General features: G+C 50.6%; 19 protein-coding genes. 5 read left to right on the top strand and 14 right to left on the bottom strand.

Annotated features, from left to right (window positions below; translation table 11 throughout):
- Positions 1-101: 101 nt before the first annotated feature.
- The 10 genes from ACN5NT_RS10690 to ACN5NT_RS10645 all read right to left on the bottom strand — a co-directional run bounded on the left by ACN5NT_RS10690 (position 102) and on the right by ACN5NT_RS10645 (position 12358).
- A complete protein-coding gene (locus ACN5NT_RS10690; protein WP_136796356.1) occupies positions 102-1487 on the bottom strand; it encodes a sodium/glutamate symporter in 1386 nt (461 codons plus the stop codon).
- Between the two features lie 444 nt (positions 1488-1931).
- Positions 1932-3107: an RtcB family protein gene (locus ACN5NT_RS10685; protein ID WP_136796357.1), complete on the bottom strand. Its 1176-nt coding sequence runs from the start codon at positions 3105-3107 to the stop codon at positions 1932-1934.
- Positions 3108-3119: 12 nt separating this feature from the next.
- Complete coding sequence (locus ACN5NT_RS10680; RefSeq protein WP_419175429.1) at positions 3120-4595, bottom strand: GTPase/DUF3482 domain-containing protein; 1476 nt, start codon at positions 4593-4595, stop codon at positions 3120-3122.
- The gene (locus ACN5NT_RS10675) at positions 4595-6211 is read right to left on the bottom strand and encodes a DUF2868 domain-containing protein (protein ID WP_419175428.1); all 1617 of its coding nucleotides are present in this window, start codon (positions 6209-6211) and stop codon (positions 4595-4597) included. The genes ACN5NT_RS10680 and ACN5NT_RS10675 overlap by 1 nt, the downstream gene beginning before the upstream one ends.
- A gap of 179 nt (positions 6212-6390) precedes the next feature.
- Entirely contained in the window at positions 6391-7557 is a 1167-nt protein-coding gene (locus ACN5NT_RS10670) for an ABC transporter ATP-binding protein (protein ID WP_419175427.1), read from the bottom strand.
- 4 nt (positions 7558-7561) lie between these two features.
- The gene (locus ACN5NT_RS10665; RefSeq protein ID WP_419175426.1) at positions 7562-8404 is read right to left on the bottom strand and encodes a carbohydrate ABC transporter permease; all 843 of its coding nucleotides are present in this window, start codon (positions 8402-8404) and stop codon (positions 7562-7564) included.
- Positions 8401-9336 carry a carbohydrate ABC transporter permease gene (locus tag ACN5NT_RS10660; RefSeq protein ID WP_136796362.1) on the bottom strand — a complete coding sequence of 312 codons (936 nt, stop codon included), beginning with the start codon at positions 9334-9336 and terminating at the stop codon, positions 8401-8403. Before ACN5NT_RS10660 ends, ACN5NT_RS10665 begins: the two co-directional genes overlap by 4 nt.
- A gap of 65 nt (positions 9337-9401) precedes the next feature.
- The gene (locus tag ACN5NT_RS10655; protein ID WP_167495696.1) at positions 9402-10697 is read right to left on the bottom strand and encodes a sugar ABC transporter substrate-binding protein; all 1296 of its coding nucleotides are present in this window, start codon (positions 10695-10697) and stop codon (positions 9402-9404) included.
- 181 nt (positions 10698-10878) lie between these two features.
- A complete protein-coding gene (locus ACN5NT_RS10650) occupies positions 10879-11520 on the bottom strand; it encodes an RluA family pseudouridine synthase (RefSeq protein ID WP_136796364.1) in 642 nt (213 codons plus the stop codon).
- The gene (locus ACN5NT_RS10645; protein WP_419175425.1) at positions 11507-12358 is read right to left on the bottom strand and encodes a hypothetical protein; all 852 of its coding nucleotides are present in this window, start codon (positions 12356-12358) and stop codon (positions 11507-11509) included. Before ACN5NT_RS10645 ends, ACN5NT_RS10650 begins: the two co-directional genes overlap by 14 nt.
- Positions 12359-12505: 147 nt before the next feature.
- Between ACN5NT_RS10645 and ACN5NT_RS10640 the strand changes: the two genes are divergently transcribed.
- Complete coding sequence (locus ACN5NT_RS10640; RefSeq protein WP_419175424.1) at positions 12506-13513, top strand: serine/threonine protein kinase; 1008 nt, start codon at positions 12506-12508, stop codon at positions 13511-13513.
- 50 nt (positions 13514-13563) lie between these two features.
- On the opposite strand, the gene ACN5NT_RS10635 is transcribed toward ACN5NT_RS10640, so the two are convergent.
- Positions 13564-14370, bottom strand: coding sequence for a spermidine synthase (locus ACN5NT_RS10635; protein WP_419175423.1), 807 nt, complete (start codon positions 14368-14370; stop codon positions 13564-13566).
- A gap of 204 nt (positions 14371-14574) precedes the next feature.
- Between ACN5NT_RS10635 and ACN5NT_RS10630 the strand changes: the two genes are divergently transcribed.
- A complete protein-coding gene (locus tag ACN5NT_RS10630; RefSeq protein ID WP_136796368.1) occupies positions 14575-14976 on the top strand; it encodes a response regulator in 402 nt (133 codons plus the stop codon).
- Positions 14977-15050: 74 nt separating this feature from the next.
- Here the strand turns inward: ACN5NT_RS10630 and ACN5NT_RS10625 are convergent, their stop codons facing one another.
- Positions 15051-16460, bottom strand: a complete 1410-nt coding sequence (locus ACN5NT_RS10625) for an MATE family efflux transporter (protein WP_419175422.1) — start codon at positions 16458-16460, stop codon at positions 15051-15053.
- 230 nt (positions 16461-16690) lie between these two features.
- Between ACN5NT_RS10625 and ACN5NT_RS10620 the strand changes: the two genes are divergently transcribed.
- Genes ACN5NT_RS10620 through ACN5NT_RS10610 form a run of 3 tightly spaced genes read left to right on the top strand, consistent with a single transcriptional unit; the run spans position 16691 to position 18690 of the window.
- A complete protein-coding gene (locus ACN5NT_RS10620) occupies positions 16691-17635 on the top strand; it encodes a nitroreductase family protein (protein WP_419175421.1) in 945 nt (314 codons plus the stop codon).
- Positions 17636-17665: 30 nt separating this feature from the next.
- Entirely contained in the window at positions 17666-18238 is a 573-nt protein-coding gene (locus ACN5NT_RS10615; RefSeq protein WP_419175420.1) for a pentapeptide repeat-containing protein, read from the top strand.
- Between the two features lie 47 nt (positions 18239-18285).
- The gene (locus ACN5NT_RS10610) at positions 18286-18690 is read left to right on the top strand and encodes an RNase adapter RapZ (RefSeq protein ID WP_136796372.1); all 405 of its coding nucleotides are present in this window, start codon (positions 18286-18288) and stop codon (positions 18688-18690) included.
- Positions 18691-18794: 104 nt separating this feature from the next.
- On the opposite strand, the gene ACN5NT_RS10605 is transcribed toward ACN5NT_RS10610, so the two are convergent.
- The gene (locus ACN5NT_RS10605; protein WP_419175419.1) at positions 18795-19076 is read right to left on the bottom strand and encodes a hypothetical protein; all 282 of its coding nucleotides are present in this window, start codon (positions 19074-19076) and stop codon (positions 18795-18797) included.
- A gap of 255 nt (positions 19077-19331) precedes the next feature.
- Complete coding sequence (locus tag ACN5NT_RS10600) at positions 19332-20201, bottom strand: GGDEF domain-containing protein (RefSeq protein WP_419175418.1); 870 nt, start codon at positions 20199-20201, stop codon at positions 19332-19334.
- Between the last annotated feature and the right edge of the window lie 340 nt (positions 20202-20541).

The following is a 20541-nucleotide window of genomic DNA, read 5'->3' as shown; positions in this document are numbered from 1 at the left end:
TTTCACAGCGCTCTAAAGGTAATTAGATAGTAATGTATTGAAATATTAGTATCTGTAGATCAGGGCTCGGTGCCCGCGGACCATGTATATGTTCAATCTTGTTACCAGATACGTTGTTTGACGAAGCGCAGGGTGTAGAGCGCAATCGGCATCAAAATCAGGTAGGCAACAAATATCGGCAGCATCATTGAACCCTCTGATGGAACAAAAGGAAGGTTCAGGTAGACTATCTGAATGATAGGCAGAATGAAAACATTCATAATCGCGAGTTCAACTGCAGCAGGGGATTTGAACTCAGGATCAACAATACGAAGAAGCAGCATACCCGAGGCGACGGTGCCGGTGTAGCAACCAAGTATCGCCAGGCCACGCTCAAAGCCATATTCCGGCATACGGCGGGCAAAGTACATGATGGCGAGGTAGGTCAGGGAACCGGCAACTATGACAGTGATGATGAATGGCACCAGGATCGCCTGAATATCACTCATCGAGATACCCAGAAATACGGCACAAATCATATAATCGATAGTGGAGCTGGTAATACGACGGGTGGTAGCCGGGTCGAGGATATGAATGTTGCCGATTTTATCCAGCGTCTTACGGGTGATGATACCAGCGATCATCGACCAGGTGTAGAGCAGCCCAAAGCCAAGGCCACTGACTCCCGGTGGAAAATTGACTGACCATGCAAGGGCAAACATGTAACCAACAGCATAGAGAGCTGCCATTACTGCAATATGAAAGGCGAAGTTATCAATATTCGCAGGGTGCGTGGTTGTGTTGGCACAATTTTCAGACTCGCCTTTGCCCATCATACCTTTACGCAGGGATTCAGGAAGGGTGGCAGCAGTTTTTTCAGAAATCCAGCCGTTTTTGATACCGCGGTTGGCAAGTGGAATACCAAAACAGATAGCGCAGAGAAAGCCCATGGCGCCGAAGGCGAGACCAACACTGCTGGCACCTACTATACCGTACTCACCTTCCCAGATGGTACCGAAGGCGTGAGCAGCGCCAGGGGACTGGGAAAATCCGGAGCCGATGAGGTAACCGAACCCTGTAAAGAAATCTCCACCAACAACCAGCCTGTACAGTTCGAATACAGTTTTACCGGTAAGGGACTGAATTGCGTATACCAGGCAGTAGATGAGTGCCATCCACAGAGCACCGCTACGTAGCCAACTCGTACCTTCATCACTGGTAGTGGATTTACTCTGCTGCATAAGGCCAATACCGACAAAACCAAAGGCAAAGAGATGGAAAACAAGAACGCCGAAGACGGAAGGAACGATAGTTATCCAGCCTTCTGCAGTAGGCATACCGATGAGTCCTGTGTTCATCAGGATGAAACCGATGATACCGCCAATCAGCGCTGATGGGATGAGCCCTTTTTGCAGGAAAGGGATTTTGGCACGTAAAAAGGCACCTAAAACTAGCAGAATACTGATCCAGATAAACGCACCCACATATGGGTAAAATGTAGCTGACATGAGACACTCCTCTTTTGTTCAGGGCGATTCGGAAACCCAATTTTTTAAAATGCAACTATCTATTCCTCGGCCTTTCCAGAAAACACTTATCTGGCAAAGGCGACGTATCTTGCCGCTAGATAGCAATTAAAGTGCCATTGAGGTGCGTGAGTTGAGTCTTGGGGGTTAAATGTCTGTAAGTACGAGTTAAAAATTGAGTAGTTGCAAGGGGGGGATGCATTTGGGAATTATGGCAACAATACGACGTGCAAAAAAGCACAGGGTGGTTTGGCTAAATGGTCGATTGTGCGAATAAAGGCAAAGGGTGAGAGAAATGCACAGGGGGTGCAAAAAAGCACGGGGTGCGGAACTGCACAGAGAGGTTTAGATTAATAGTAATAATTTCAAATCATTGCAGGGGCTATCCGGTTGGAAGTTTTGGCGCAAGGACCGTGAAATATTGAGTTAACCTTTAATTACAGCCAATGGTTGCAACCTGGTTTCTGTTTCGATGAGATCTTGCTGCTGGGAAATGACTTCCTCAATATCTTTATATGCTCCTGCGGCCTCGTCGAGATCGCGTTTACTGCGAATGGTGTGGAGGATATTCTGCCTGTCCAGTCGCTTGACCTCCTCCGCGAGGTCAAGGCTTTTCTGGGCCTGCTTTCTACCGAGCCTTCGACCGGCACCATGGGAGCAGGAAGAGAGGCTATCGGGGTTTCCTCTGCCGCTGACTATATAACTGGATGTCCCCTGTGACCCGGGGATGATGCCGGTTTCACCGGCTCCGGCCCGTGTCGCCCCCTTGCGGTGGACGATGACCTCCTGACCGAAATGTTGCTCGAAAGCAGCGTAATTATGAGCTACATTGATCATTCCAGAGAAATGCACCGGCGGACAAAACTGTTGCATTACGTCGATGACCCGTTCCATCATCAGTCGTCTGTTACATAATGCAAAATCCACACAGTATCTCATTTCAGCAAGATAGAGGCGGCCCTGGGGGGAGTCGATGGGCAGGAAAGAAAGTTGCCAGTTCGGGGGCACGATCATACCCTGCTGCTTGTTGTATTCGATAGCCAGTTTGTTGTAATGATTGGCCACCTGGTAGCCGATATTTCTGCTGCCCGAGTGGATCATCAACCAGATATAACCATCATCACCTTTCTGGATCTCTATAAAATGATTGCCTCCACCGAGAGTGCCGACCTGGCACCTGCCGCTACTATATTCCCTCGAAACGATTGGCAGATCGCGCAGGGTCATTCCCCCGGGAGGTTTGGGCATATAGTGAGGAGGCTGGGCCTTTTTATGGTGCTTGAAGCCGAGCGGCACCTGCTGCCTGATACCGGCCAGAATGTTTTTCAGTTCTTTCCTGCCGATGTTATGCAGTGAAGTTTGTACTGCACACATACCACAGCCGATATCGACTCCGACAGCGTTTGGAATAATGATATCCTTGGTGGCTGCGACACCCCCGATTGGCATGCCATAGCCAACATGGGCATCCGGCATGATGGCGACATGGCCCACCAGCCCGGGGTGATTGGCAAGGTTTTTGGCTTGTTGGAGAGTGTCGGTATCGATATCCGGAAGCCAGAGCTTGATCGGTTTTGCTTCGGTGGTGATTGTCTGTTCCATAATAAGATCCATCTACTTAATGGCGTGGTTATCACTGTCGCTGTTAGAGATGCGCATCATTTCACTTTTGAGAATTTGTGAGAGCTTCAGACCATGTTCGGCAATATTGTTTTTCTCGCCGGTCACGGCAGAAAACCATGCCTTGCAGACACGTACATTCTCAGCCGGCCAGGCAGTGGTGAAGCCTTCTGAACCGGCTGTTTCCGGTACGGCCAGATCACGCGATTGCTGCGGTGACTGATAGTCCCGACGCCCATGGGCCCAGTTGATGGTGTGTTGGTAAAAGAGCAGAGCCCTGTTGATGAGTATGAGCATCAGGCTGATATTGGTGGCAGGCCCGATTTTCAGCTGTTCACCACCCAGATTGAGGCCGAGAACATTTTTTATTTTACTCAATTTTTTGCCACCGGCAAGTGCACCGATGGCACCTGCCGCACTTCCCAGGCCGGTAAATACCCCGAAGGAGAGTCCGGCTGCCAGTATATCGAGTTTGGCTCCGACCACGGCTCCACCAACGGCACCGGCGATAGCGACCTGTTTCTTACTCATCCCCAGCAGGTGCCAGGTCTTCTCGCTGAAAAGATCTTCGTTGAGGATGGAGTGCGGTGGTAACTGGTAGTTGAAAATATTGTGTTTGAACAGGGCGCGAATCTGTTCGTGGGCTTTGCGTTCCTTGCTGGCGATGGAACTGCGGTACTTGTGCAGCAATTTTTGCTGGGCTAGATTCTGGTCTTCAGTTTTTTCACCAAGCCCGGCGGAGACAGAGTAATTGAGGCACTCGGTCAGCAACTCAAGCAGGATATCCACTGTCGCTTCAGTTCGTGCTTCCCAGTCTCTGCGAAAAGCACGGACCACTCCATCCAGGGTTGGCTGCCAGTCCTGATCAATAGATTTCAGCGCTTCAAACAGCAGGATGCGTTCTGCATACGTGGCGCGGTGGGCGTTGAATACCCGGTTGGAGTTAAAGTTTTTGCGAAACTCGTTCTTCCAGTTGTCGAGCTGGCTGAAATCGTCGTTCTTGCAATTGATGATGGCCATGCGCGGCCTGCCGGTGAGGCGGAGGATCTCCATTTCTGCTCTGTCCACATTGCGCACCGGCCGGGAGCCATCAACCACATAAATAATGCCGGCTCCCCGCTCAACCGGTAGCAACAGCTCGATATCGTCTCGAAGTTCGGGGACATCTTTGAATTGCGCCCGGAAATCACGTACGGCGTCACTGCTGACAGCAGCGATCTTACGCATCTCTGCCACCACCCGCAAAGGGTTTTGAAAGCCTGGAGTGTCGGTAAAGCGAAGGAGTTCCCGCCCGTCGATCACCACAGGAAAGGTCCTGCACTGAGTGGTCTCGCCAGGAATTGCGCTGACCCGTACAGAATCATCTTCGGCAAGGGTGGAAAGCACCGAAGATTTGCCCTCGTTCGGGTGACCGAGCAGGGCGATTTCCGGTGCTGCAAGAGAATTTGAACTATTTGTTTTATCAGTCATTATTCCTCAATCAGCGGCCGGATTTCCATATACGGGTCGCCCAGGGTATCGAGTTTTTGCTGCCACACTTTGAGACTGAGTTCGTCGCTCACTGGCGTGAAAATCGAGGTGGTGTCCGGCTTGCCGGTCAATCGGATCGTTATGGGCAGGGAACCGACTGCGCCACGCATTTCTTTTAAATAGCTTAAAAAGCTCACCAGTGGTGGCATCCATGCTTCTTGTATAATAGTGATTCCGGCAGAATCGGCCCACTCGGATTGGTGGAATTTTTTCAACAGTTGCTGGTCTTTTTCGTAATCGGCCATAAAGCGATGGGTGTCAGCTATGGTGAGGCCTTCCTGCTCCAGAATGTGAGCCAGTTGCTGCCGATCACAAGAATCATGAATTTCATCTGGCAGCAGTAAAGTAGTTGGTTGCAGATCTTGAGGTTCCTGCCTGGGAACCTCAAGATCTGCTGGTTCGATTGCGTGTGTAGCTGTGAATGCATCAGACTCAGGTCCGGCCTGGGTGCGTACCACCGGGGTTTTCATGCGTCGCACTATCTGTCGAGCTGACGGGGTATCGAATTTGAGGCGTTTTGCAGCACGTTGGGCGGAGAATTTACCCCAGGCATAAAACAGCAGTCGGGTAAACAGCCCGTAGAACAGAACCGAAAGCAGCAAAAATGGCCACCATGATACCAGATCTGGTGTCTGCAGGTTAACGATACCTTCCTTCAAAACTATGCGGCTGCCTTCTATTTCGCTGAGACCGGGATGCCCGATCGGGGCCGGGAGAAACCAGGACCAGGGGAGAGCCAGCCAACTTATGAAATTATAGAGAGACTGGGCAGAAAACTGCAAGGTGGACTGCCAGCCGAAAGCGATATCGCTGACTGCAATTTTCAGCATGGTTGCTGCCAGCAGCCCGAAATTGAAGCATATTCCGAAAAGCTGTACGACCAGAAACAGAGGCCAGTAGAATATACCCCTGTAGATGCTGTCTGTGGCTTGAATTCTGCCAAGTGCGGCCTGCATGGTAAGGCGTTTTTCAGCGTCCATTTCCTGTTCATTGCGGCGCAGCAGCCAAGCACCCAGACGGGCAACAGCTGTAGCAACAAACTGAAAGGATAGGGTATTTGACAGCTTAGCGCTTCTCTTCCCCAGTTTGGCAAATAATCCCCGCGAAAGTAGAAGCAGGCTCATTACCAGCTGGCTGAATACGAAGACAACCAGAAAATTCAGTACATTTATTGGGGTAGAACCGGAATAGCCAAAAAAAGCAAAGCCTGCTGAGCTGCCGATAAAAAGCCCGAGAAGTATAAGCAGAATCCGCAGCAGTCCATGGGCCTCCGCAGCGTAATTTCCAGGTAGAATTGTATCTGCGGGCGACGTTTTTCGACGGGCATCCAGCCAAAACTTTAACAGAGCGGGGGGATCGGTTTGTTCGGTTAATCCGCCTGGCTCATCGTTGGTCTTGGCCTGCTGCAAATATATTTCACGGTCCCGTTTTTGCAGTTCTTCGGTACGGACTTTGACGTCACGCTGCAAAAAGTACTCAAGGTCGATGATATCCTGATAATTCCAATTGCTTTTCATGGCACAACTATACCAGAAGCGAAGGGCTATTCCATCCATCTTCTTCACCCATTGGCCTGTTGTATGATAGGTTCTTACTGGCGGGTGTGGCTGGCACCTATCATTTCACTCCTTCAGTTTTCTTGCAATATCGGCCGGTGGTGTGTCGTATTATTTCGGCCCGGCAACGTTTTTACCCCGAATTGTAACCAGCATGCCAACGGTAACTCAATAGAATTTCAGGAGAGTGATGAATGCTCGGGGTGTGATTCAAGTCGCACGCCCTGCAGGTTAAAGAGGTGCAGCTGTGTCAGATCCGGTGCCAGGAGGATCTTTTCCGGTAGCTGGTGGAGATTGCCTGGCAGTCGGGCGGCCATGACGTGTTGCTGAAGGGTCTCGGTTGGCTCGGCGACGGTGCTCTTCGGTGAAGAGAAGTAGAGAAGGGTTTCATGCCCGAGGAGTTCACGACCGGTTATGGTGATCTCAACCTGACCGGTTGCGGCCTCTGTCGTTTTGGGCAACCGAAACGACTCCGGCCGCAGCCCGCAGATAAGCGCATCACCCGGCTGCATTCCTGCCGGGTCAAGTACCTTACTCAATTGGCGTGGTAAGGGGAGCACGGTGCTGTTCCAGTAAATCCCAGGTAGGCCGTCTGCCGTATGCCCAAGATGAGTCTGGAACAGGTTCATGCCGGGAGTGCCTATGAAATCTGCCACAAAAATGTTGGCCGGGCGGTTATAGAGTGTTGCAGGGCTGGCGACCTGCTGGAGTTCCCCTCCGCTGAGTATGGCCACCCGATGGCCGAGTGTCATGGCTTCGACCTGATCATGGGTGACGTAGAGTGTGGTGGTGCCCATGTTCTGCTGCAGCGAAACAATATCACGCCGTATCTGTACCCTGAGTTTGGCGTCGAGGTTTGAGAGCGGCTCATCCATCAGAAAAACCGTGGGCTCACGAACGATGGCCCTGCCCATGGCAACCCTTTGACTCTGGCCGCCCGAAAGTTGAGCAGGTTTACGGTTCATCAGCTCACCAAGCGATAATATTCTCTCGGCCTCTACAACTCTTTTCCGTATCTGGTCCCGGCCATACCCCCGTACTTTTAGCGGAAATTCAAGGTTTTTTCGAACGTTCATGTGCGGATAGAGCGAGTAATTCTGAAAAACCATGGCGACGTTTCGCTCCTGGGGCGTCTGTTCGTTGACGCGCTGCCCATTTATAGATACCTCTCCGCTGCTGCATTGCTCAAGGCCTGCCAAAAGGCGCAAGGCTGTGGATTTACCGCAGCCTGACGGCCCAACCAGCACCATAAACTCACCATCCCTGATGGTGAGTGAAAAATCATTCAAGGCACAGGTGTCGGGCTCGAATATCTTTGTTACCTCTTTGAATTCAACCCTGGACATGGATTTACCCTTTAATTCCAGTGGCTGCCACGCCACGCACAAACCAGCCCTGGAACAGGAGAAAAACAACAAGTACCGGCAGTACCATCATTACGCTGAAGGCGAAGATATCTCCCCATTGCAGAGGGGGCAGGGTATAAAACATTGCAATGCCAAGCGGTAGCGGTCGTACTCTCTCACCGCTGGTCACCATTAAAGGCCAGAGGAAAACGGACCAGTGCGAGAGAAAGGTAAGAATGGCTACGGTGGCGAAAACCGGTTTGGAATTTGGCAGAATGATGGCGAAAAATGTCCTGAAAAGTCCAGCCCCGTCAATATAGGCGGACTCTTCAAACTCACGGGGCAGTTCAAGGAAAAAGGTGTAGAAGAGGTAGATGGAAAAAGCGTTGGCCACGAAAGGGAGAATCTGCACCAGGTAGGTGTCGCGCCAGCCGAGCATGGTGACCTGGTAAAAGAGCGGCACGGCGATGGCTTCCAGCGGGATGATCATGATTGCGGTCACGGCAGCAAAGAGCAGCTTTCGGCCTCTGAAGCGGAGTCTGGCAAAGGCATAGCCTGCCATGGAGTTGATGGCAAGCCCCACCACTACCACTGTGGTTGTGATATAGAGTGAGTTCAGGCAATATCGCAGGAAGTCGGCACGCCTGAAGACATCACGATAGTTTTGCAGACTGGCCCCGGTGGGCCGGAAAGCGAGCAGGGACCCTGATTCAATCAATACCTTATCATCGGGTTTCAGGCTGCCGATCAGCATTACCAGCAGCGGGGAGATAAAGACGGTGGCGCTGATACCAAGTACAATTATCACGCTATAGCGAAGCAGTAGATGAGTTGTCTTTCTTTTCATGAATTATGCTCTCCCGATCCGGATTTATTAGCCAACGTACTGCGCCGAACCAGATAGCGCTGCATGAGCGTGAGCAGCAACACGATGAGAAAAAGTATCACGGTCATTGCAGATCCTTTTGCTATTTGTAAACGCACAAAGGCGGTCTGCACTGCTTCATACATAACGGTGGTTGAACCGTCGTTGGGTCCACCTCTGGTCATCACCTGTACCTGATCGAAGAGCCGGAAGGAGAGAATGGTGGTGACCAGGATCACGAACAACAGGGTATTACGGAGCATGGGTAAGGTGATGCGGAAAAGCTGCTGCAGCCGATTGGCTCCATCGACTGCGGCTGCTTCGTAAAGGTTTTGGGGTATAGCCTGAAGTCCGGCCAGGATAATGATCATCTGGAAGCCGACGCCCTGCCAGATTGAGGTGAGCATTATTGAGGGCAGGGCGAGATATGGGTCTCGCAGAAAATTTTTTGGTTGCCAGTGACCGAAAGTGACATATTCCAGAAAGCTGTTCAGCATCCCGTCCGGACCCGGTGCCAGGATAAGCACCCAGATTACAGCCACCAGCGAGAGTGGGAAAATCACCGGCATGAAAAAGAGTGTCCTGAAGACTGCCATACCGCGAAGCGGGGTGTTCAGCATCAGGGCCAGCAACAGGGCGCAGATGGTCTGCAGGGGAACAACCACTGCGGCAAAGAGGCTATTGTTGATAATAGCCTGTCGGAAGGTGGGGTCGGAGAGGATTCGCTGATACTGACGCAGGCCAACAAATTCTGATGGTACTGGTGAGCCGAGCCGCACGTTGGTCAGTGACAGGATAATTGCCAGCACGAACGGCAGCAGCACGAAAATGGTAAGCCCGGTGAGTGCCGGAGCTGTAAAAAAAAATGTGCTGAATGTTACCGCCCGACCAGAGGGCGGAGGTGGTTTTTTCATGGTTGTTACGCAAAAAACGCTCCAGGAAGCATAGTGCGAAGTGAAGCACCTCCATTGCGGCGAGTCTACTTTATGACAGACTTGTATCCCGTATCCTCAATGTCTTCGTCTATCAGCTTCGCTGCCCGGTCCAGGGTATCCTGTATTGGTGCCTTGTTGATGATTTTCATAAAGCTGCTCTGAAAGGTTGAAGAGATTATCGGGTACGCGGGGGTACGTGGTCGCGGAACTGAGTAGCCTTCCAGTAGCTGCTCGGAAAAGAGGTGAAGTGGTCCGTCCGGGCCATAGAGATCTGATTTGGCGATGGCGTCTTTGGTGGCCGGGACAGCACCATTACCATTAGCCATGGCGAGAACCTGGTCCGTTTCCAGTAGAAAACTTAAAAAGTCAATCGCTGCATCCGGGTTACTGCAGGCTTTGGTGATGCCCCAATTCCACGAGCCCTGACCGGTTTTGCTGCCGCTGCCGAAATCGGGGAGGGGAACAATGGCGAGTTTTTCACCAAGCGCTTTGGAGTAGCGGTCGTATTCCCAGTGGCCAACCCAGGAGATTGCCACTCTGCCAGTGGTAAAGGCGGCATCGTCGGTGTTGTAGTCCACCAATTCCTGCGCTACCCAGTTTTGTATATACTTCAGGGCAGTCACTGCAGAGTCGCTGTTCAGTACGCCGGTGGCGAACATGGTCTCCCGGTTTATCAGGTCGGCTCCGGCAGACTGCAGAACAGGGGAGAAGGCATAGCTGTACCACTCTCCGCTATAGTTCAGCTTAAGATCAAGCACTGCACCGTCCGGGTCTTCATCAGAGAGTCTGGTCAGGATGGTGTTGAACTCATCAATGGTCCAGGCATCGCCGGCCGAGGTTGGGATCCTGGCATTAATGGCCTCGAGCATGTCTTTATTGACATAAAGTCCCAACCCCGAGTCAAAAGTCGCCACAGAATACAGGCTGCCCTGGTAGGTTCCCTGGGCGATGATGGAGGGGAGCAGGTCCTCTTTGATTTTTTGCGGGATATAGTCGTCGAGGGGGAGCAGGTGGTTCTGCCAGACATAGTTGTAGAGGTACGGGCCGTCAAACTCGAGTACATCCGGCAAATCGTCAGCCATTGCTGCGGCCTGGATCTGGGCATTGTAGTCGCGTTCGGGGATAAAGGTGAGGTTCACTTCCACCGTTTTCCGGCTTTCGTTGAAACGGATAACCTGCTCCTGAATAATCTCGCGTTCGGCTTCCTGCCCGGCATGGAACCACACATCAAGGGTGGTTTTCCCGGCTGAGGTCGACTCCATTTCAGCAGGATTGCCGCTGAGTGCGCACATGATAACCACTAAGGCCTGAAGTTTCTGAGAGGGGAGCGCACTAAGCATGATCTCTTCTCCGTTACAGCATATATCCAAGAAAGATAATTTGTGATCTTTTTGCTTGTCAGGCTGATGCTCCATCGTAACATAATAATTTGATAAGGGTCAAATTGTACCTGCACGTGATATATGCGCCGACAGCCCTGAGAATGGGCGAATGAGGGAGAGAGGCTGCTCTCTTCTGATTTCAGAAGGGTGGTGTTGAGGTGTAGCTCAATCGTTCTCCGGAAACGGGGTGGATAAAGCTGAGCATACTGGCATGGAGCAGCATTCGGTCGCCATCAACGCCCCTGCCGTAAAGACTGTCACCAACTATTGGAAAACCAAGGCCAAGTTCATGGGCAGCATGGATTCTGAGCTGGTGAGTACGGCCGGTAAGGGGGATGAAATGCACCCGACTGCGGTTATTCTCATGGCCAATCAGGCTCCAGCGCGTGGTACCCATTTTACCATGAACAGGGTCATACATCTGCAGGGGGCGGTTGTCCAGGTCCACCCTAAAGGCAAGCTCGATTTCACCGGATTCATGTTGGATCTCTCCATCCAGCAGCGCTGTATATTCCTTGTCGACCAGTCGCTGTTCAAACTGCCGGTTGAGATGTCGGTGCGCTTCCCGGGTAATAGCGACAACCATCAGGCCGGAGGTGTACATGTCGAGCCTGTGTACCGATGGTTGCTCGATCATTTCCGGATAGATCTGCCGCAACCGGCTGGTGACGCAATCCTGCTTATCGGCGCCGCGGCCGGGCACGGACAGCAGCCCGCCGGGCTTGTTGATCACCACCAGTTGCTGGTCTTCATCGACTATTTCTATATCACCGTATATCATTGCCACCTGTATAGCCCTTGTTCGCTGCTCTTTCACCTTTGTCACTTTCCTGCGCTCCGCAGAGCAGGTAGCCGAGTATCGGCTGGCACTTTTCCCTGCATGAAGGATAAAAGCGGCCATGATGGCGGGTATTGGATTTATTATCAAGTCCCCAGTAAAATTCCGCGATGGAAACCGGGGTCAGCCGCATTCGGGCTGCGTGGTTAAGTAATTTCGGCGCGCAGCAGTCACCAGTGCCGGTGGGGATACCGTTTTCACCTGCATAGGCTTTGCTGAGGCTGACAACCTGATCACGAAAATTGTGAAGTTGATACAGCCCATGAAGATCCTTCATCAACTGGCGGGACATGCTCCGTCTCATCTGGCGGAGTGTGCGCCACTCTTCTGAACCGTGTTCCAGCCCCTCCATCTGCGTTCCAAGTGCCTTTATCTGCCGTTCAACCGGGTTGTTGGTGTTTTTGAATTCAGTCAGATCAAACAGGGGAGGTGCCCAGCCGGCTACGCTCCACTCGCCATTGTACTGGCCTGAAAAGGCCCGAATAATGACGGTTGTACCCTCGGTGTCAAGGCATTCGAGTACCCCGAACATCTTGCCCCGTGCTCTACCGAAAAGGTAGTCGGTGGAGAGCTGCCTCTCGGCTCTGCCCGTTACTGTTGATTCTTTGTCGAAGTCAAGATCGATGGTTTCATTCTGCTGAAAATGGTGTATCAATTCCTGGCAATGGTACTGTGCTCTGCCCATGGGAAGACCATGAATCACTTTACATTTCCGGCAATATCCGGATGTGGCGACAATCCCATTCTCCTGAAGAGGCAGCTGGTGCGCTGGTGGTGGCATGTATTTTTCCGGGACCTGGGGCATTACGATTTACCGGTGATAAAGGTAACGATGTGTTAATCTACTGTTTGGGAAATACCATATAACATAGATTAATCTTTCCGGTGATCAATAAAAAAACAACAGCCAGTGCAGGCTGGGAGCGATATGCAGATAACTCAATATGAAGACCACATCTTTCACGATCTGGGCCCGGACCTGGTGCTCGGCCTGGTTGAGAAACATCTCGGTGTTGAACTGACCAACCTGTTTCGTCCACTTAATAGCTATATTAACAGGGTCTACGAGCTTGAGCAGGACGATGGCAATGGTCTGGTGGTGAAGTTCTATCGTCCCGGTCGCTGGTCCACCGAAGCGCTCAAAGAGGAACATGAGTTCCTGGCTGAGCTTGCAACGGAGGAAATTCCGGTTATCGCTCCGCTGCCGCTGAAAAATGGCGAGACCCTCGGTAATCACGAAGGTGCGAATTTTGCAGTGTTTCCAAAGCGTGGCGGCCGCAGTGTCGATGAATTTGATGACGAGCAGTGGCTGCAGCTTGGCCGGCTGCTTGGTCGTGTTCACGCTATTGGAGAGAGAAAACAGTCACGTAGTCGGCCGATTATGTCCCCTACTGAATCCACCAGACAGCAGCTCGATTATCTGCTTGCTTCCGGACAGGTGCCGCCCGAAACACAACCTGCCCTGAAGCGGGTTATTGAGGAAATTATCGCTGAGATAGAGCCGGTATTTGAAGGAGTCCAGCCTATCCGTATTCATGGTGACTGTCATTTTGCCAACTTTATCTACCGGCCGGGAGAGTCGTTTTACCTGATAGACTTCGATGACATGGTCATGGGCCCGCCGGTGCAGGATATCTGGATGCTGTTACCGGGAACCCTCGAGGATGCTTTCGTCGAGATGGATCTTCTTCTTGAAGGGTATGAAACCTTCCGACGTTTCGACCGTCGCTCTTTCAGGATGATCGAGCCGCTCAGAGCCATGCGATTTGTTCATTATATGGCCTGGTGCGCCCATCAGGTGGCAGCAGACGGTATGACCCGGGTGGTGGACGACTTTGGCACCCATGCCTACTGGTCGAAAGAGATCGCCGATCTCCATGATCAACTGGAACGCATAAGAGAAGGGGCAGCAGACAACATCGGGAATATGTTGTGATACCAATTGTAAGAAATGAAGAGAGGAGTTAGGGGAGAGGGGAGTGGATGTCAGAGGTATCGCAGAAACCAGCGTAAGCGTGCTGGCAGTTTCATGTTTTTTCTGATTGCCAGCTTGCCGATGGTGTTGAATTCTATCTGGTATTTCTCCTGGAGGTTTCTGGACTGTGCTTTTCCGGGCAATAACCGTTGCCAGGCAATTGGCTTGTGCAGCATATTGGCGATAACATTGCCCCTGTAAGGTATTGGCAGCAGGTAGTTGTGTGGAAAACTACTCTGCAGCCCCCTGATTACGCTTGAAATGACAGTCTTTTTGTTGTGCCAGATATTGAAGCTGGCCACGCCATCCGGGTGTAATCTGTCACTGCAGAGCGTGAAAAATGAAGCTTCATAGATTCCTGTGGCCATGCCCTCTTCATCGAAAGCGTCAATGAGGATGAGATCATACGGTAAAGGTGAAGGGGGCGAGGCCAGAAACTCCCTGCCGTCGCAACAATGAATGGCCACCCGGTCACATTCCTTTACCTCAAAAAAATCCTCGGCGATCTCGATAATCCGTTTCGAGTGGTCAACGCAATCAATATGGCAATCAGGGAAATGATGGCGTAGGAAATGTATGAGTGAGCCAGCGCCAAGGCCTATGATCAGTACCCGGCGAAGTTCCGGGAGCAGCAATAGCGCCGAGACCATGTAGCGTGTATAGACCAGTGCAAGCCGCTCCGGTTCGTTGTGCAGCATCTGAGACTGCAGGTACTTCCCACCGAAATAGAGAAAGCGGCTTTCCCTGGTGTCAAAGATCTCCACCAGACGGGGCCCGAGAAGCTCCCTGTGGATTTTATGTTTGATGTTCAGGTCCATGAATTTTAGCAAACTCCTGCTTCTGGCAGCTTACCATATTTCATCTCACCTAGAAAAAACCGGCCTGCTGCAAAGGCTGGATAAATCGAATTTCTGCTCTGTTTCAAGCTAATTTTATTGACTGGAATCAAACACATCTGGCATAGTATCCCTGCTGCTTTTTCTCCGGGGGAGAAGAGTGGAAAATAGTGGGAGAATATTGAATTGTCGAATATAAGCACCAAAGGTAAAGTCCTCATTCTGGATGATGAGGAGATGGTTGGAGAGATAACCTGTCACATGTTGAGTTACCTTGGCTACCAGGCAACCCTGGTTGAGGAAGGTGAACTGGCAGTCACAGAATATCAGCAGAAGTTCCGCGACGGTGAACCATACGATCTGGTCATAATGGACCTGATGGTTCCGGCAGGGATGGGGGGCAAAGAAGCTACCCGGGAAATCCTGGCCATTAATCCCGCAGCACGGGTCATTGTTTCCAGCGGACTCGGCACAGATCCCGTGATGACCGATTATGCTGATTACGGTTTCGCCGGCACACTCAATAAACCGTTCAACCTGGATATCCTGCAGAGTTCATTGGAAATGTTCAGCACATTTTCAGCCTGATCGCCAATGAGTTACGATGTGAATTTCAAACTTCTGCAATTCATGATGGCGGATTGGGCCGGATGCATTCAGGCTCAATCCGTTTTTTTATGTCGTGCTTCTTTTTCAATCACCAGCATATGTTGCCATTTCCCGGTGAGATATCGCCCGGCAGAGAGTAGAAACAGGGCTACTACAAACAGCAGGACACAGGACCAGGCTCCGGTAATTCCCATACCGAACCTGGTGATGCCGAGATAGACGGGCAGCACCAGGCAGACCAGGGAAGAAATCCCCACACTCACCATAATAAAACGGGTATCGCCCGCACCTTTCAAAACTCCGCTAAACACCATATAGAGCGCGTCCAGCAGTAGGTAGATGGAGATAATCTTTAACAGGGCCGCTCCAGTCGTCATGATGGCAGCCACAGATTCCGTGTCCCGCTCACCATGGATGAAGGGGCTCAGCACCTGTTCAGGGAAGAAGATAAAGAGCAGATCAATGAACAGAATGTAGAGCATTAAAAGATGAATCGATGACCAGATTGCCCTCTTGGCGAGGATTGGTTTTCCCTTGCCCAGCGCCTGGCCCACCATGATGCTTACCCCATGACTGACGCCCATGGACGGCATAAAGGCCACGGCATTGATGGAAAGTACGATGTTGGTGGCGGCAAGTTCAAGAGTACCTATGCGGCCCACTAAAAGAATAAAGAGAGTAAAGGCCAGGATGTCGAGGGTGAACTGCAACGAGCCCGGAATGCCATAGTGCAAAAGTCTTTTAAACAGCTTTGTATTGAGTCTGTAGCCGCTGAAAATCCCGAATCTGCAATTGTCTTTTCTGCAGAAAATCAGTACGGCCAGGATCAGCGCATTGACTCCCCAGGCAAGTACAGTGGCGATACCTGCGCCGGTGATGCCCATCTCAGGCAATCCCCAACGGCCATAAATGAGTGCGTAGTTGAGCGGAATATTGAGAAGGACAGAGGCGAAGGTTATCAGCATCACCGGCCGGGTGATTCCCCGGCCGGTAAAAAATGTTCCCAGAGTGTTTGCGGCCACCTGCAGGACAGCGCCCTTGCAGAGTATGGAAAAATAGATCTCCTCAAGTTCGCGTACCGCCGGTTCATGTCCGGCCAGGGCGAATATCGGTTGGGTGGCGAAGAGCGCCAGCAGCCAGAAAACCAGGCCTGAAAAGAGGGTAAAGTAAATGCCTTGCCAGAGTACTTTGCCGATTCTGTCATTTGCACCGCTGCCGTAATACTGGGCGATGAACACGCCGGCGTAGCTGCCCACGCCCCCAAAGAAAGCGATGAACAGAAATGCAGTAATACCAGCGGGGACTGCGGCGGAAATTGCCTCTATACTGTAATTGCTTAAAAAGGCGCGGTCGGTGAACTCCATTACCGTGGTGGCAGACATACCCAGCACCAGCGGCAGGCACACTTTGATCACTTCGCTGTAATTATATCGGCGCTTCCAGTGCCGCAGGATGTTATGCATTATCTATCGCCTCAACGGTGTTCCGCTGTTTACGAAAAGTAGTGAAATGGCAGCCCTCTGTTTGAGCAAGTGGCGTAACCATGGAAACTTGTTAATAGTTCGCAGGGTGGGTATTGTGTACCATATAATTTTTATTGGCAAGCGCTTAACCCGAATACATCAATTTCCGGCAAAATACTCATGGGAAATCCGGGTTGACAGAATTTATTACGACTTTCCGACAGAGGATAATGAAAAATCCTGTAAACATAGACAGTGTAGTTATTAATGGCGAGGTATGCACGGGTTGTGCTCTCTGTGTAGATGTCTGCCCGCATCGGTTGCTGGCGTTGAAGAAGGAGAAGGCCGTATTTGACAACGGGCAGGACCAGGATTGTATGGAATGCGGCCATTGTGCGGCCATATGCCCGTTGGAGGCGGTAAGCGTTGAAGGTGTGTCGGCCATCCTTGATTTCCAGACATTTCCTGAGAAGCTGAAGGTTTTGAAGCCCGAGGAATGCGATTGCTCCTCTCTGGTGCAGTTGATGCGTTCGCGGAGATCGTGTCGAAAGTATACCAGCCAGCCTGTGGAAACGGCCCTGTTGGAAGATCTGGTGAAGATCGGTATCACCGCTCCATCCGGCACCAACAGTCAGTCGTGGGATTTTGTTATTTTACCGACGCGGGCAGATGTGGAAGCACTCGGCAACCTGACCGCAGACTTTTATCGCAAACTCAACTCCCAGGCGGCCAACCCGTTATACCGTCTGCTGGCAAAGTTTTTTGCCAATGATGCTCTGAACCGATATTACCAAAATTATTACCAGTCGGTTGCAGAAGCGCTTCGGGAGTGGGATGAAGATGGTGTGGATCGCCTCTTCCACGGGGCAACTGCGGCGATTGTGGTGACTGGTAGAAAAGATGCGAGTTGCCCTGCCGAAGATGCGCTGCTGGCCACCCAGAATATCCTTCTCGCTGCCCATACCATGGGGTTAGGGAGTTGCCTGATCGGTTTTGCAGTGGAGGCTGTCAAGAGGAGCACATCTGCCAGGGCTGCGCTTGCTATGGCAGGTAATGAAGAGATCTACAGCGTAATCGCTCTTGGCTATCCGGCGGTGACATTTCGTCAGGTAGCAGGTCGAAAAGAAGTTCAACCGCGGGTGCTTCATCTGGCAGGGGGGACGCTTGTAAGGTAGAGTCAAATCGCAGGGAGCGGTGAAAGAAGGATGGGTGAGTTGTACTGTGAAGAAGAGTTTTTTGAGAAACGGGACTTTACCAGCACCCGGCTGAAAAAGGGTACATATGAATATTGCACCTTTGTGGAATGTGATTTTTCAGCTACAGACCTGATGGGTATGAAGTTCATGGAGTGCGAATTTGAAAGGTGTAATCTGAGCATGGTGAAGCTGGCAGGTACCGTGCTGAGAGATGTCAAATTCAAAGGGAGCAAGCTCCTCGGGGTGCAGTTCGAGAGATGTAGCGATCTGTTACTCTCGGTTATGTTTGATAATTGTATATTCAGTCACGCCTCATTTTTTAACCTCAGCCTGAGAAAGACGGTATTCAGTCATTCCAACCTTCAGGAGGTAGATTTTTCTCAGGCTGATTTAACCGAGGCGGTCTTTACCAGTTGTGATCTTGCCGATGCCATTTTTAACAGGACAAACCTTGAGAAAGCTGATCTTGCCACATCATGGAATTACCTGATAGATCCTGACGAGAATCGAATACGAAAGGCACGGCTCAGTATAGCCGGAGCTCTGGGTATGTTGATGAAATATGATATTGAAATCAGCTGATATAAAAAAAATTGTAATCACACGTTAAAAATAGAAGAGGCGAGCGCATGGGTGGGGAGAGCACGACTGAAGAGTTTGAGCTGACCATTTTTTCATTTGGGTTCAAGTATGGTTCACCGGGGGACGATGCCACCATGGTCTGGGATGTGCGGTTTCTCCCTAACCCGTACTGGCAAAAAGCAATGCGAGACCGCAACGGTTTGGAAAAAGATGTCGCCAGCTTTGTGCTCGAGAGTGTCTCCGGTAGTTCTTTTTTTGAAAAATTATTGCCGATGATTGAATTTCTGATTGAGCAGAACAGGCAGGCAGGCAAGGCCGAAATGAAAGTAGCAATTGGTTGCACCGGCGGCCATCACAGATCAGTTGCAGTGGTGGAGAGACTCGCGGAGGAATTGGCTGGCGAAAAACTTTTAAAACTGCACGTTTACCACCGGGATATCAAAAAAGAGTAACCAGCGTAATCGGCTGCTGTGAAAAGATGACGCCTGGCCGAATGTTCCTTGGATATCCGGTTCGTTTCCGGGTAGCCCTTGTAATCCTGTCGACGTAGCTAGGGCTAAGGGAGACTGATTGCACCCAGCGTGATGATGCTCAAAATAGCACCGAGCACCAGTCCAAGCAGAAAGAGCGTTCCCAGCAGTATATAGATAATACATCTGAATGAAAGCCTGGTTATTGCCCGAATGGTTCCGAATAACAGGGAAAGGCTCAAACTCACTATTGTGACGACAAAGGCGATGAGCCAGGTGAAGAGTGATACAGTTGCCGTGCTCAGCAGTGCTGTGATGGATGGGCGGCGCGTAACGTGCTGCATTGCAATTGAATTAGCTGTGTTCATTCTGTAAGTTATAGGTAATCCGTTATATTTTAATAGAACAATTGTGTCGTACGTACATTTGCAACATGAAATGCAAAATGCGGTCCAGTTTCAGAGAGTTAGAGTGTTTGATGTGGGGTAGATTTTTATGTGGTTGATAAGGCGTGGTAAAAAGGCCTGTGGGGGGTGTGTTCGCTGGGCGAAATAGAAGGGCAATGCCTGATAACCCGCACAAATGTGCACAATAGAGTGTAAAAAATTTCGATATTGTGTGTTTTACGCAACAGTTGTCCGGGAATCTTCGGACTCTACGTTTATCTGCAGTGAACTCCAGGCGATGGCGGTATTTCGCCCCACAGCCTTGGCGTGATAGAGCGCTTTGTCTGCTTTTTTCACCAGCTGTTCGACGCTGTCGCCGGGGCTATACTGTGCTACACCGATTGAGGTTGTAACTCGTAAGGGGATTGAGGTATTCAGTCCTTCAAGAAAGCTGTTCCTAATGCGCTCTGCAAAGCCCAGAGCCTTTTTCTCATCAGTATCAGGCAACAGGATGATGAACTCTTCACCTTCCCAGCGGGCCAGGTTGTCGTATGGTCGGCAGTTTTGTACCAGATGCTCCGCCGCTACACTGAGAATTTCGGCTCCAACCTGGTGTCCGAACCTGTCATTGATAGACTTGAAATGATCTAGATCGATAAAGACGAGTGAAAGCGGTGTTCTTTTACGCCTGTTACGGGCGAGTTCTTCTGAGAAATTCTCAAGAAAATAGCGTCTGTTACTAATACCGGTGAGCGGATCGAGGATTGCTTTCCTGTTTAGAATTTCAACCTTTTCCAGTACTTTTCTTGATTTCTCCTGGTATAAGGTGCCGATTATGCCGAACAGCCAGCCTGAGATGAGTGGCGGGATAAGCAACAGCCAATATTCCGGTTGCATGGCGAGCAAGGAAGATAGAGTTCCGCTTGGCGCTGCGGAATCAACAACCAGGTGAGTACTGTGAAAGAGAACAAGAGCAAGCGGTATAGGGAGCGCAACTGCTATTCCAAGCGGAATGAAATAGTTTTTTAACGGGTTGTAACTCTGGGCGCACAAGGCTGCGGCAAGAATTTTTTTGGTATACTTGCGCAGGTTATCTTGCATCGTCATGTTTTTTGAATGTATTTTCAGATTATCTGCCTGCTATCGCCTGGCATCCTGCTTTAAAATTTGCTCGCCTTCGCAACAAGGTGAAAAGCTGTTTCTTGTGCAAAGAAAAATACCGTTACCTGGTCAGTTAATCAAATTTAAAGAGTAATTACTTAATCTGATAGTCTCTTGGTCTTGCGAAATGTGCATATACCTTTCTTATAACGTATTGTATCTAATAAAGAAATACCATTGCAGAATGGCCTTACGTTGTTTTTGAGTAAATATATCATGTACATATCATTTTAATTCTTTCTGTGTGCGCGGCTTTGTCTGCCATGGGAGGAAATAGGCTGGAAGT

This window comes from Desulfosediminicola sp. (assembly GCF_048381775.1).
GTDB classification, from domain to species: Bacteria; Desulfobacterota; Desulfobulbia; order Desulfobulbales; family Desulfocapsaceae; genus Desulfopila; species Desulfopila ganghwensis.
The sequence above is the reverse complement of the archived record's forward strand: the minus strand, read 5'-3'. Positions and strand labels throughout refer to the sequence as shown.

What these genes read in the sequence shown, in the direction of transcription:
- ACN5NT_RS10690 (WP_136796356.1), bottom strand. Translation starts at nt 1,487, where the DNA reads ATGTCAGCTACATTTTACCCATATGTGGGTGCGTTTATCTGGATCAGT.
- ACN5NT_RS10685 (WP_136796357.1), bottom strand. Translation starts at nt 3,107, where the DNA reads ATGGAACAGACAATCACCACCGAAGCAAAACCGATCAAGCTCTGGCTT.
- ACN5NT_RS10680 (WP_419175429.1), bottom strand. Translation starts at nt 4,595, where the DNA reads ATGACTGATAAAACAAATAGTTCAAATTCTCTTGCAGCACCGGAAATC.
- ACN5NT_RS10675 (WP_419175428.1), bottom strand. Translation starts at nt 6,211, where the DNA reads ATGGATGGAATAGCCCTTCGCTTCTGGTATAGTTGTGCCATGAAAAGC.
- ACN5NT_RS10670 (WP_419175427.1), bottom strand. Translation starts at nt 7,557, where the DNA reads ATGTCCAGGGTTGAATTCAAAGAGGTAACAAAGATATTCGAGCCCGAC.
- ACN5NT_RS10665 (WP_419175426.1), bottom strand. Translation starts at nt 8,404, where the DNA reads ATGAAAAGAAAGACAACTCATCTACTGCTTCGCTATAGCGTGATAATT.
- ACN5NT_RS10660 (WP_136796362.1), bottom strand. Translation starts at nt 9,336, where the DNA reads ATGAAAAAACCACCTCCGCCCTCTGGTCGGGCGGTAACATTCAGCACA.
- ACN5NT_RS10655 (WP_167495696.1), bottom strand. Translation starts at nt 10,697, where the DNA reads ATGCTTAGTGCGCTCCCCTCTCAGAAACTTCAGGCCTTAGTGGTTATC.
- ACN5NT_RS10650 (WP_136796364.1), bottom strand. Translation starts at nt 11,520, where the DNA reads ATGATATACGGTGATATAGAAATAGTCGATGAAGACCAGCAACTGGTG.
- ACN5NT_RS10645 (WP_419175425.1), bottom strand. Translation starts at nt 12,358, where the DNA reads ATGCCACCACCAGCGCACCAGCTGCCTCTTCAGGAGAATGGGATTGTC.
- ACN5NT_RS10640 (WP_419175424.1), top strand. Translation starts at nt 12,506, where the DNA reads ATGCAGATAACTCAATATGAAGACCACATCTTTCACGATCTGGGCCCG.
- ACN5NT_RS10635 (WP_419175423.1), bottom strand. Translation starts at nt 14,370, where the DNA reads ATGGACCTGAACATCAAACATAAAATCCACAGGGAGCTTCTCGGGCCC.
- ACN5NT_RS10625 (WP_419175422.1), bottom strand. Translation starts at nt 16,460, where the DNA reads ATGCATAACATCCTGCGGCACTGGAAGCGCCGATATAATTACAGCGAA.
- ACN5NT_RS10620 (WP_419175421.1), top strand. Translation starts at nt 16,691, where the DNA reads ATGAAAAATCCTGTAAACATAGACAGTGTAGTTATTAATGGCGAGGTA.
- ACN5NT_RS10615 (WP_419175420.1), top strand. Translation starts at nt 17,666, where the DNA reads ATGGGTGAGTTGTACTGTGAAGAAGAGTTTTTTGAGAAACGGGACTTT.
- ACN5NT_RS10610 (WP_136796372.1), top strand. Translation starts at nt 18,286, where the DNA reads ATGGGTGGGGAGAGCACGACTGAAGAGTTTGAGCTGACCATTTTTTCA.
- ACN5NT_RS10605 (WP_419175419.1), bottom strand. Translation starts at nt 19,076, where the DNA reads ATGAACACAGCTAATTCAATTGCAATGCAGCACGTTACGCGCCGCCCA.
- ACN5NT_RS10600 (WP_419175418.1), bottom strand. Translation starts at nt 20,201, where the DNA reads ATGACGATGCAAGATAACCTGCGCAAGTATACCAAAAAAATTCTTGCC.